12 protein-coding genes are annotated in these 11,847 nt (G+C 63.2%); 6 read left to right on the top strand and 6 right to left on the bottom strand.

All coding sequences use genetic code 11. The features are described from left to right. Positions 1-29: 29 nt before the first annotated feature. Entirely contained in the window at positions 30-935 is a 906-nt protein-coding gene (locus tag AB7M16_RS35200) for a DUF2189 domain-containing protein (protein WP_439363390.1), read from the bottom strand. 527 nt (positions 936-1,462) lie between these two features. Between AB7M16_RS35200 and AB7M16_RS35195 the strand changes: the two genes are divergently transcribed. The 5 genes from AB7M16_RS35195 to AB7M16_RS35175 all read left to right on the top strand — a co-directional run bounded on the left by AB7M16_RS35195 (position 1,463) and on the right by AB7M16_RS35175 (position 5,991). After that, positions 1,463-2,296: a cytochrome c oxidase subunit II gene (locus tag AB7M16_RS35195; RefSeq protein ID WP_172788085.1), complete on the top strand. Its 834-nt coding sequence runs from the start codon at positions 1,463-1,465 to the stop codon at positions 2,294-2,296. A 76-nt stretch (positions 2,297-2,372) separates the two neighbouring features. Beyond that, on the top strand, positions 2,373-4,151 hold the full coding sequence (locus AB7M16_RS35190; protein WP_453946782.1) for a cbb3-type cytochrome c oxidase subunit I: 1,779 nt from the start codon (positions 2,373-2,375) through the stop codon (positions 4,149-4,151). Further along, the gene (locus tag AB7M16_RS35185; protein ID WP_453946781.1) at positions 4,148-4,852 is read left to right on the top strand and encodes a cytochrome c oxidase subunit 3; all 705 of its coding nucleotides are present in this window, start codon (positions 4,148-4,150) and stop codon (positions 4,850-4,852) included. Before AB7M16_RS35190 ends, AB7M16_RS35185 begins: the two co-directional genes overlap by 4 nt. A gap of 14 nt (positions 4,853-4,866) precedes the next feature. Next, the gene (locus AB7M16_RS35180) at positions 4,867-5,589 is read left to right on the top strand and encodes a heme-copper oxidase subunit III family protein (protein WP_172788082.1); all 723 of its coding nucleotides are present in this window, start codon (positions 4,867-4,869) and stop codon (positions 5,587-5,589) included. 9 nt (positions 5,590-5,598) lie between these two features. Then, positions 5,599-5,991 carry a cytochrome C oxidase subunit IV family protein gene (locus tag AB7M16_RS35175; RefSeq protein WP_453946779.1) on the top strand — a complete coding sequence of 131 codons (393 nt, stop codon included), beginning with the start codon at positions 5,599-5,601 and terminating at the stop codon, positions 5,989-5,991. A 25-nt stretch (positions 5,992-6,016) separates the two neighbouring features. On the opposite strand, the gene AB7M16_RS35170 is transcribed toward AB7M16_RS35175, so the two are convergent. The 3 genes from AB7M16_RS35170 to AB7M16_RS35160 are packed head-to-tail and all read right to left on the bottom strand — an operon-like array spanning position 6,017 to position 9,543. After that, complete coding sequence (locus AB7M16_RS35170; RefSeq protein WP_453946778.1) at positions 6,017-7,774, bottom strand: NAD+ synthase; 1,758 nt, start codon at positions 7,772-7,774, stop codon at positions 6,017-6,019. 22 nt (positions 7,775-7,796) lie between these two features. Continuing rightward, complete coding sequence (locus AB7M16_RS35165; protein ID WP_027571653.1) at positions 7,797-8,150, bottom strand: diacylglycerol kinase; 354 nt, start codon at positions 8,148-8,150, stop codon at positions 7,797-7,799. A gap of 4 nt (positions 8,151-8,154) precedes the next feature. Further along, positions 8,155-9,543, bottom strand: coding sequence for a class II 3-deoxy-7-phosphoheptulonate synthase (locus AB7M16_RS35160; RefSeq protein ID WP_453946776.1), 1,389 nt, complete (start codon positions 9,541-9,543; stop codon positions 8,155-8,157). Between the two features lie 180 nt (positions 9,544-9,723). On the opposite strand from AB7M16_RS35160, the gene AB7M16_RS35155 reads away from it, so the two are divergent. Next, positions 9,724-10,620, top strand: coding sequence for an alpha/beta hydrolase family protein (locus tag AB7M16_RS35155; RefSeq protein WP_453946775.1), 897 nt, complete (start codon positions 9,724-9,726; stop codon positions 10,618-10,620). 179 nt (positions 10,621-10,799) lie between these two features. Here AB7M16_RS35155 and AB7M16_RS35150 read toward each other — a convergent pair whose 3' ends face one another. Continuing rightward, entirely contained in the window at positions 10,800-11,063 is a 264-nt protein-coding gene (locus AB7M16_RS35150) for a hypothetical protein (protein ID WP_453946774.1), read from the bottom strand. Positions 11,064-11,265: 202 nt separating this feature from the next. After that, complete coding sequence (locus tag AB7M16_RS35145) at positions 11,266-11,841, bottom strand: TIGR00645 family protein (protein WP_172788076.1); 576 nt, start codon at positions 11,839-11,841, stop codon at positions 11,266-11,268. Positions 11,842-11,847: the final 6 nt, after the last annotated feature.

Below are 11,847 nucleotides of genomic sequence, written 5' to 3'. Positions count from 1 at the left end.
GCAGGCGTCCCAGCGCAGCCGTTCCGCGATTAAGGCTCGCCCTCGCGGCTCCACGGGAAGAGATTGGCCGGAAAGTCTGCTGCGTAGCGCCTGCCCTTCGGCGGCGGCAGCGGTGCGTCCGGTGGGTTCGGATTGGGCTCGACCACCCGCCGATAGAGGTGCCAGGTGGCATGACCGAGCACCGGCAGAACGACGGCGAGACCGACGAAGAGCGGCAGCGAGCCGATCACGAGCAGCGCCGCCACGATGAGACCCCATCCGGCCATTGCAACCGGATTCGCCGCGACCGCTCGGAGCGACGTGCGGATCGCGTCGATCGCAGTCGCATGGCGGTCGAGCATCAACGGAAATGATACGACGCTGACGCACAATGCCACAACCGCAAACAGGAAGCCGACACCGCAACCGACGATGATGAGCGACCAGCCTTCCGGTGTCGTCAGCACGCGCGTTGCGAAGTCGGGAATGCTTGCGGCCGCAGCGTGGCCGAAGATCGCGACATAGATTGCGTTTGCGACACCGATCCAGGCCCCGAACAGCACCAGCAGGAGCACGCCGAGTTCTATCATGGCGCCGAACGACGGTGCGCGCAGCACCTTGATCGCATCCCATGCTTCGACCTCCTCGCCGCGCTCGCGACGACGGCTGAGTTCGTAGAGACCGATCGCGGCAAAAGGACCGATCAAGGCAAAGCCGGCGGCCAGCGGAAACAGCAGCGGCAGCACCGAATAGCCGAGCACCATCCTGAACAGGACGAGACCGAGAACGGGATAAATCAGGCACACGACGATCGCGTGACTCGGCATCGCCTGGAAATCGTCCCAGCCCAGGCGCAGGGCCTCGGTCAAGTCGGACAAGCTGATCTTGCGAATGGGATAGGAGGCCGCTTCGCCGAATGCGTGCCGCCTGATGTCGTGGGAGTACAGAGTGGCCATGTACGGAGCCTCCCGTGCTGAAAATCGCGGTTTTCGACAACACGCGCTCTTCAGCCACGCGTGTCCGCCTGTCGAGCAGGAAACGCGATGGGTCGGGTACGGCAACCCAGGTTCAGCAACCGAGCCTGGCCGGACGGAACCCGTCGCGACCTGCCTGGCAAGCTTAGCGCGCGCGGAGCACGGCTGCACTCACGGTTGGGTGAATTGCGCACCAGCACGGATTTGTGCGTTGCATCACCCAAACCCAAACATGCGCACCTGATGCTCTTGGTGGTTTGCCAGCACGGCGATCACACCAATTCGGACACCCACATTGCTCTATTGACGCCGGATTGGGCTGGTATCATTTTAGACGCAGACGCCCTTAGAGTTGATGGTCGCGAGCGTTCTCTTGATTTCGCGATCAGTGGAATGGGCGAGGCAAGAGGCCGGCGATGGCATATGCCAAGAAAGGCCAGCCATCGCGACAGACATGAGCTCCGCCCTGGATTCGTATCCGTAGCCTTCGATGGCAAGGATGGATCAGGATGGCTGTCGCACTGATACTGCTTCTGGTCGCGATCGGCTCGGTGCTGTTTCACATCTACAGCCCGTGGTGGTGGACGCCGATCGCCACGAACTGGGCCTATATCGACCACACCATCAACATCACATTCTGGATCACGGGCTTTGTTTTCGTCGCCGTGATCGCCTTCATGGCTTACTGCGTCTTCCGCTTTCACCACAGAGAGGGAAGACGGGCCGACTACAATCCGGAAAACAAACGGCTCGAATGGTGGCTGAGCGTCGGGACTGGCGTCGGCGTCGCGGCCATGCTGGCGCCTGGCCTCGTGGTCTGGCACCAGTTCGTGACGGTGCCTGCGGATGCCACCGAGATCGAGGTCATGGGCCAGCAATGGCAGTGGAGCTTCCGCCTTCCGGGCAAGGATGGGAAGTTGGGCACATCGGATGTCCGCAACATCGCTTCCGACAATCCGATGGGCCTCAATCGTGACGACCGGCACGCGCAGGACGATGTCGTGATCGAGAACGGCGACCTGCACCTTCAAGTCGGAAAGCCGGTCAAGGTCCTCCTCCGCTCGGTTGATGTCCTGCACGATTTCTACGTGCCCGAATTCCGGGCCAAGATGGACATGGTTCCAGGCATGGTGACCTATTTCTGGATAACGCCGATCCGAACCGGAACGTTCGATGTTCTCTGTGCGGAGCTTTGTGGCGCTGCTCATTATCAGATGCGGGCCAAGGTCATCGTCGACGAAGAGGGTGAATATCACGCTTGGCTGGAGCAACAAAAAACGTTCGCAGAGTTATCGCCGGCGCAAGCCGTTGTGAAGGCGACGTACCAATCCGGCGGCAAGTAGCAAGCTGCCGCCGCAGTTAGATCGGGCGCAAGAGGCCAACGCCTCACCCCCGATGGAAACGACCGAGGAGGTTTCTATGGTCGATATTCCATATGAAGGAATCCGCGGCATCCCGCCTGCCGAAGTACCTGAGGTCGAGCTCTATCATCCGCGGAGCTGGTGGACACGATACGTCTTCTCGCAGGACGCCAAGGTGATCGCCATTCAGTATTCGCTGACGGCCACGGCCATCGGGCTGGTGGCACTGGTGCTGTCGTGGCTGATGCGGCTGCAACTGGGATTCCCCGGCACCTTCTCCTTCATCGATGCCAATCAGTACCTGCAATTCATCACCATGCACGGCATGATCATGGTGATTTACCTGCTCACCGCATTGTTCCTGGGCGGCTTCGGCAACTACCTGATCCCGCTGATGGTCGGCGCCCGGGACATGGTCTTCCCTTATGTGAACATGCTGAGCTACTGGGTCTACCTGCTCGCGGTCCTGGTGCTTGCCTCGACATTCTTCGTGCCCGGCGGCCCCACCGGTGCCGGTTGGACGCTGTACCCGCCGCAAGCAATCCTCTCCGGAACGCCCGGGCAGGATTGGGGCATCATTCTCATGATGGCGTCCCTGATCCTGTTCATCATCGGCTTCACCATGGGCGGGCTGAATTATGTGGTCACGGTGTTGCAGGCGCGCACGCGCGGCATGACTTTGATGCGCCTGCCCCTGACGGTGTGGGGCATTTTCACCGCGACCGTCATGGCGCTCTTGGCATTCCCTGCACTGTTCGTTGCCTCGGTCATGCTGCTGCTCGACCGTCTCCTGGGAACCAGCTTCTTCATGCCCTCCCTCGTCGAGATGGGCACGCTTTCGAAATATGGCGGCGGCAGCCCGCTGCTCTTCCAGCACCTGTTCTGGTTCTTCGGCCATCCCGAAGTCTATATCGTCGCCCTGCCCGCCTTCGGCATCGTCTCGGATCTGATCAGCACGCATGCGCGCAAGAACATCTTTGGTTATCGCATGATGGTCTGGGCGATCGTAGCCATCGGCGCGCTCAGCTTCATCGTCTGGGCACACCACATGTATGTGAGCGGCATGTTCCCGCAATTCGGGTACTTCTTCGCCACCACGACGCTGATCATCGCAATCCCCACCGCGATCAAGGTCTACAACTGGGTGCTGACCCTGTGGCGCGGCGACATTCATCTCACGGTGCCGATGCTGTTCGCCCTCGGCTTCATTATCACCTTCGTGAACGGCGGGCTGACCGGCCTCTTCCTCGGCAACGTCGTCGTGGACGTGCCCCTCTCGGATACCATGTTCGTGGTCGCCCATTTCCACATGGTGATGGGCGTGGCGCCGATCATGGTCGTGCTCGGCGCGATCTATCATTGGTACCCGAAGGTCACGGGGCGGATGCTGAACGAGGCCATGGGCAAGTTTCACTTCTGGGTCACCTTCCTCGGCGCCTACCTGATCTTCTTCCCCATGCACTATCTTGGACTGCTCGGGGTCCCGCGCCGGTATTTCGAACTCGGAGATACGACCTTCATCCCGTCCTCGGCCCATTCACTCAACGCCTTCATCTCGGTGGTGGCCTTGACCGTCGGCTTCAGCCAGATGGTGTTCCTGTTCAACCTCGTCTGGAGCTTGTTCAAAGGTGAGGTCTCAGGCGGCAACCCGTGGCGGGCGACGACGCTGGAGTGGCAGACGCCGGAGACGCCCCCAGGGCACGGCAACTGGGGCAAGGAGCTCCCGGTCGTGTACCGCTGGGCCTATGACTACAGTGTGCCCGGCGCCGCGGAGGATTTCATTCCGCAGAACCAGCCGCCGCGCGCGACGCAGCTCGCTCAAGGAGCTGCTTCGTGAGCGCCGTCATCCTGTTCCTGGCTGTGCTTGCGGTAATCGCCGGATGGTGGCTGTCGCAGCAGCGACTGACGGCCAAGCCCTGGCTGGAGGAAGGCGCGGCAGGCGACTTCCCCGGCGGCGATGCCATGACCTGGCCGGCAGCGAAGGTCGGTCTTGGCGTGTTTCTCGCGGTCGCGAGCGCATTGTTCGTCCTCTTCATCAGCGCCTACTCGATGCGCATGAGCGTGGTGGACTGGCGGCCGCTGCCTGTACCGCGGCTGCTGTGGGTCAACACGGGCGTCCTGGTCCTGAGCAGTGTCGCGCTGCAATGGTCGTACGCGGCCGCGCGCCGCCACGATACTGAGACCGTCATGATCGGTCTGCTCGCCGGCGGAGCATCTGCCGTGATCTTCCTCGCCGGGCAGTTCCTGGCCTGGCAACGGCTCGGGGCTGCGGGATATTTCGTGGCGTCCAACCCGGCGAATTCCTTCTTCTACGTGTTGACCGCAGTGCATGGGCTGCATCTGACGGGCGGTCTGGTGGCCCTGGGCCGTACCTCAGCCAAGGTGTGGCGCGGCGCCGAGATCGCCGACATGCGTTTGAGCGTCGAGCTGTGCGCCATTTACTGGCACTTCCTGCTGTTGGTCTGGCTTGTCCTGCTCGGTCTTCTCACCGGCTGGACCGACGATTTCGTCAACATCTGCCGCCAATTGCTGAGCTAGGGAGGCGAGACCAGATGGCTGAGACCGTGCTGACAAATCCGGGGCAATCGCCTGCGCGGCTTGAAGGCTGGCGCGGCATCGCCGCCGACTGGGCGTCCGATCAGCGCGCCTTCAAGAATGTGTCCTGGGGCAAGGCCATGATGTGGATCTTCCTCCTCAGCGACACCTTCATCTTCAGTTGCTTCCTGCTCTCCTACATGACGGCGCGGATGTCGACGACCGTACCCTGGCCCAATCCCAGCGAGGTCTTCGCTCTCAACATCGCCGGACAGCACATTCCGCTGATCCTGATCGCCATCATGACGTTTGTCCTGATCAGCAGCAGCGGCACGATGGCGATGGCCGTCAATTTCGGCTACCGCCGCGACCGCGTGAGAACCGCAATCCTGATGCTGATCACTGCAGCCTTCGGTGCAACCTTCGTCGGAATGCAGGCCTTCGAATGGACCAAGCTGATCATGGAGGGCGTCCGGCCCTGGGGTAATCCATGGGGTGCGCCGCAGTTTGGTGCGAGCTTCTTCATGATCACCGGCTTCCACGGCACCCACGTGACGATCGGTGTGATCTTCCTGATCGCCATTGCGCGAAAGGTTTTTCGCGGCGACTTCGACGTCGAGAGGCGCGGCTTCTTCACGAGCCGCAAGGGGTATTACGAGATCGTCGAGATCACGGGCCTGTACTGGCACTTCGTCGATCTCGTGTGGGTGTTCATCTTCGCATTCTTCTATCTTTGGTGAGGTCGGCGCATGACAAACGCGGCGGTACACATGGAAGGACAGCTCCACGCTCCGGCGCATGGCGCAATCGCAACGGGAGCCGTTCACGCCAAGGGGCAACAGCACCCGATCAAGCTCTACCTCGTGGTCTGGGGCTGGTTGTTCGTCCTCAGCACGTGCTCCTACCTCGTCGACTACTTTGGCCTGCATGGCTATCTCAGGTGGTCGCTGATCCTGCTGTTCATGATGTTGAAGGCCGGCCTGATCGTCGCCGTCTTCATGCACATGGCCTGGGAGCGGCTGGCCTTGACCTATGCCATCCTGCTGCCGCCGGTCGCGGTATTGGTTTTTGTGTCGATCATGGTGCTCGAATCCGAATACACGCACTTCCTGAGGGTGCTGTTTTTCGCAACCCCGTCGTAGCGCCTGCCGGTGCTCAAGCTGGAGTTCAGCCCTCGAACGCGTCGATTGACGCCGTGCTGCCACGTGACACCAGCGCCTCATCCGCGGCGGGCAACGGCTCGCCTTTGTCACGAAAGCGGTTGGTGACGGGATAGCGGCGGTCGCGGCCGAAATTCCGTCGCGTCACCTTCACGCCGGGCGCGGCCTGGCGGCGCTTGTATTCGGCGACGTTGAGCAGATGGTCGATGCGGGTGACGATCTCGCGGTCGAAGCCGGCGGCGATGATATGATCCAGCGGCTCTTCGCGCTCGACCAGGCGCTCCAGGATGGCATCGAGCACGTCATAGGGCGGCAGCGAGTCCTGATCGGTCTGGTTCTCGCGCAACTCCGCCGTCGGCGGGCGCGTGATGATGTCGGGCGGGATCATTTCGCCCGCGGGGCCGAGCGCGCCATCGGGCTTCCAGCTGTTACGCAAGTTCGCCAGCCGAAACACCTGCGTCTTGTAGATGTCCTTGAGCGGGTTGAAGCCGCCGTTCATGTCGCCATAGAGCGTGGCGTAGCCGACCGACATCTCCGACTTGTTGCCGGTCGTCACCACCATCAGCCCGGTCTTGTTGGAGATCGCCATCAGAAGCGTGCCGCGGGTGCGGGCCTGGAGATTCTCTTCGGTGATATCGGGCGGCAGGTTCTTGAAGATGCCGGACAAGATCGTCTCGAACCCGGTCACGGCCTCCGCGATCGGCAGCACCTCGTAGCGGACGCCGAGATGGCCGGCGAGCTCGCCGGCATCCGCGATGGAGTGTGCGGCCGTGTAGCGGTAAGGCAGCATCACGCCATGCACCTGGTCGGCGCCGAGCGCGTCGACCGCGATCGCCGCGCAAAGCGCGGAATCGATGCCGCCGGAAATGCCGAGCAGCACGCCGGGAAAGCCGTTCTTGGCGACGTAATCGCGCAGGCCCAGTACGCAGGCCGCGTAGTCGGCCTTGTCGCCCTCGGGCTGTTCGGCGATCGGCCCGGTGCAGCGCCAGTCGTCGCCGTTTCTGCTGAAGCGCAGCGTGACGATGCTCTCTTCGAAGGCCGGCAGCTGCGCCGCGAGCGAGAGATCGCCATTGAGCGCGAAGGAAGCGCCGTCGAAGACGAGCTCGTCCTGGCCGCCGACCTGGTTGAGATAGACCAGCGGCAGCCCGCTCTCGGTCACGCGCGCCACCGCGACCGACAGGCGCACGTCGTTCTTGTCGCGGGCATAAGGCGAGCCGTTCGGCACCAGGATGATCTCGGCGCCGGTCTCGGCCAGCGTCTCGACCACGTTCTCGTAGTCCTCGGACTCCTCCAGCCAGATGTCCTCGCAGATCGGCACGCCGATGCGCACGCCGCGCACGGTGACGGGGCCGGCGGCAGGGCCGCGCGAAAACAGCCGCTTCTCGTCGAACACACCATAATTCGGCAGGTTGCACTTGAAGCGCAGGCTCGCGATGCGCCCGCCATCGAGCAGCGCGCAGGCATTGTACAGCCTGCCCTCCTCGACCCAGGGCGTGCCGACCAGCATCGCAGGCCCGCCATCGGCGGTCTCGCGCGCGAGGCTTTCGATCGCGGCGCGGCAGGCGGCCTGGAAGGCGGGCTTCTGCACCAGGTCTTCCGGCGGATAGCCGGCGATGAACAGTTCCGGAAACAGCAAGAGATCGGCGCCGTCGGACTTGGCCTGCGCCCGCGCCGCGCGCGCCTTGGCCGCATTGCCGTCCACGTCGCCCATGGTCGGATTGAGCTGGGCGAGCGTGACCGCGAATGTGTCGAAACGTTCGGTCATGGCCGCCCCATCCGATCCCGAGTTACAGGAACCCCAATCGCTCGATGACGGCAATGATCCAGAACGCACCGGTCATCAAGAGCGCAACGCCGACTGCGGCCGAGCCCATGTCCTTGACGCGGCCGATCTGCTTGTCGTGATCCATGGTCAGCCGGTCGGCGAGCTTCTCGATCGCGGTATTGAGCAGCTCGACCGTCAGCACGAACGCGACAGAGCACACCAATTCGACCGCGCGCATCGCGGTCGCGCCGATGAACCAGGCCAGCGGCACCGACAACAGCAACGCAAAGATCTCCTCGCGGACGGCCTGCTCCGACCGGAACGCAAAGGCCAGACCGTTGCGGGAATTGATCGTGGCCTTCCAGATCCGCAGCAAGGTCTTACAGCCCCGCTGCGGCTGGAATCGGCTGGGTCTTGCCGGCGCGCTCCTGCTTGAGCAGCTCCGCCACCAGGAAAGCCATATCGATGGATTGCTCGGCGTTGAGGCGGGGATCGCAGACCGTGTGGTAGCGGTCGTTGAGATCCTCGTCCGTGATCGCGCGGGCGCCGCCGAGACATTCGGTCACGTCCTGGCCGGTCATCTCCAGATGGACGCCGCCGGCATGGGTGCCCTCGGCGGCATGGATCGCGAAGAACGACTTCACTTCGGACAGGATGCGGTCGAACGGCCGTGTCTTGTAGCCGGACGTCGAGCTGATGGTGTTGCCGTGCATGGGATCGCACGACCAGACCACCACCCGGCCCTCGCGCTTCACGGCGCGGATCATGTTCGGCAGATGCTCGCCGATCTTGTCGGAGCCGAAGCGGCCGATCAGCGTCAGCCGGCCCGGCTCGTTGTCGGGATTGAGCACGTCGATCAGCTTCAACAGCTCGTCCGTCTTGAGCGAGGGGCCGCACTTCAGCCCGATCGGGTTCTTGATGCCGCGGAAATATTCGACATGGCCGTGATCGAGCTGGCGGGTGCGGTCGCCGATCCAGATCATGTGGCCCGAGGTGGCGTACCAGTCACCGGTGGTGGAATCGACGCGGGTCATGGCCTGCTCGTAGCCGAGCAGCAGCGCCTCGTGGCTGGTGTAGAAATCGGTGGCGCGCAGCTCCGGATGGCTCTCGAGATCGAGGCCGCAGGCACGCATGAAGTTGAGCGCGTCCGAAATGCGGTCGGCCAGCTCCTTGTAGCGGCGGGACTGCGGTGAATCCTTGAGGAAACCGAGCATCCATTGATGCACGCTGCCGAGATTGGCGAAGCCGCCGGTGGCGAAGGCGCGGAGCAGGTTCAGCGTCGCCGCCGACTGGCGATAGGCCATCAGCTGGCGCTGCGGATCGGGAATGCGCGCTTCCTTGGTGAAGGCGATGTCGTTGACGATGTCGCCGCGATAGCTCGGCAGCTCGACGCCATTCACCTTCTCGGTCGGCGACGACCGCGGCTTTGCGAACTGGCCGGCGATGCGGCCGACCTTCACCACCGGGACGGCGCCGGCATAGGTCAGCACCACCGCCATCTGCAGCAGCACGCGGAAGAAGTCGCGGATGTTGTTGGCGCCATGCTCGGCGAAGCTCTCGGCGCAGTCGCCGCCCTGGAGCAGGAAGGCCTCCCCGGCCGCGACGCGGCCCAAGGCCTTCTTCAGGTTGCGCGCCTCGCCTGCGAAGACCAGCGGCGGAAAGGTCGCCAGCTGCGCCTCGACGTCGGCCAAAGCCTTGGCGTCGGGATAGTCGGGCACCTGTAGCACCGGCTTGCTGCGCCAGGACTCGGGCGTCCACCGCTCGGACATCGCAATCTCTCCGTGAAGCAAAAACCACAACCTGATCTAGGGGTTGCGAGGGCCGCCTTATACACAGGCCGGCCACGCCCCGCCAGTTGTAAATCCATTTCGCAGCGCAAACCCTTGCTGCCAAAGCCGAATTCGCATTTGCTTGGGCCGGCTAAGGAATCCGACGGGACACCGACCGCCATGGACGCGGCACTGGACGACGTTTTCATCGACGAGATCAGCTTCCCGGCAACCGACGGCTATGCCCTGGCAGGCACCCTGTTCCTGCCGCGCGGCGCCAAGCGCCATGCCGTCCTGATCAATTCGGCGACCGCCGTTCCGCGCAAGATCTATCGAGGCTTTGCCTCCTACCTCGCCCATCGCGGCTGCGCGGTGCTGACCTACGATTATCGCGGCATCGGCGATTCCCGCCTGCCGGCGATGGTCGGCTACAACCAGCCGAAATCGCTGGTCGGCTTCAAGGCCTCGATGTCCGACTGGGCCGCGCTCGACGTCACCGCCGCGGTCAGCTGGATGCGCGAGCGCTATCATGCCCTGCCGCTCGCTTACATCGGCCATTCCTTCGGCGGCCAGGCGCTCGGGCTGATCGCCAACAACACCGAGATCTCGCGCGCCGCCTTCGTGGCCTCGCAGGCTGCGACGTGGCGGCTGATGACCTCGCCGGAAAAGTACCGCGTCTACGCCTTCATGAATTTTGTCGGCGTGCCGCTGGTCCATGCACTCGGTTACGCACCGGGCTGGGCCGGTGTCGGCGAGGACCTGCCCAAGGGTGTCTTCCTGCAATGGACCGAATGGGTCTCGAGCCCCCGCTATCTCTTCGATTCAAAGCTGCCGGCGCTGGCGAATTTCGCGAATTTCAAGGGCGAGCTGCGGGCGCTGTGCTTCGCCGACGATCCCTGGGCGACGCGCCCCGCGGTCGAGCTGCTCACGGGCGGGTTCACTGCGATCAAGCCGGAGGTGCTGACGGTCAGACCGTCCGACGTCGGCGCCAAGGGAATAGGCCATTTCGGCTTCTTCCGCCCCGAGCACCGCGACACGCTCTGGCGCGGCGTCGCGGAATGGATTCAGGGGGAATGAGATTTGTTCACCTCTCCCGAAGGGAGAGGTCGGATCGCATCAAAGATGCGATCCGGGTGAGGGGTTACGGTCTCACCGAATTACCGCGGCCCCTCACCCGGATTGCTGCGCAATCCGACCTCTCCCCGCTGGGGAGAGGTGTAGCGGAGCAAGCCGACCCAGCCCGATATTATCAACCACTAGCGGATGATCGTCGTCAGCGACGAGTAGCGCCGGTTCGGCTTGGCCTCGCTAGGTGCGAACTGTGCGAAGGCGTCGCTGACGCGGACCGCCGGCGGCGTATCGCTCGCGAACCGAAACTCCTTCGGCCGCGGTGCGTAGAAGCTGGCGCGGAAATAAGCGTCGTCGAAGCGCGCCTCGCCGACGCCGAACAATGCGTCACAGACCAGCAGGAGCGCGTAGACTCCCGCGACCGCTGCGACGATCTCCCTGAGAATTGTCATGCCGATAGCCCTGCCCTTTTGCGGGCAGGATGCAGATCGGTTCCAAAGGCCTGGTTTAAGGCGCCACGCTTCTTGTCCGCAGCGTTTGCCGGCGCTGAACCGATTGCAGACGATTTTATCGATCTCGAAAGAAGAACCCGCCCGACCGGATGATCAGGCGGGCTCCAGGATTGGCCGCTTGGGAGGTCTTTGGGCGGCCAGATCAGCCGTGCTCGGCCTCCTTGCGATGGCCGCTCTCGCTGAGGCGGTCGACCCAGGCGATGCCGATCGCCGAGATGATGAAGGTCATGTGGATCAGCACCTGCCACATCACCCCGGTCTCAGTGAAATTGCTTCGCGTCGTGCCGAGGTTGCCGGCCTCGATGAAGGTCCTGAGCAGCGAGATCGAGGAGATGCCGATGATCGCCATCGCGAGCTTGATCTTGAGCACGCTGGCATTGACGTGACCGAGCCATTCCGGCTCGTCGGGATGGCCGCTCAGGTTCAGCCGGGAAACGAAAGTCTCGTATCCGCCCACGATCACCATGATCAGGAGGTTCGAGATCATGACCACGTCGATCAACCCGAGCACGACCAGCATGATCTGCTGCTCGCTCGCGTCGAACGAGTGCAGGACGAGGTGCCAGAGCTCCTTGAGGAACAACAGGACATAGACGGCCTGAGCCACGATGAGGCCGACATAGAGCGGCAATTGCAGCCAGCGCGAGCCAAAGATCAGCTTTGGAAGCAGGCCGACCGGCGGCAGCGGCGCCGAAGGTGCTTTGGGTTCAGACGTCATTGATCA

This window comes from Bradyrhizobium sp. USDA 372 (genome assembly GCF_053629095.1).
Note: the sequence above shows the minus strand (reverse complement) of the source record. Positions and strands in the feature narration are given on the sequence as shown.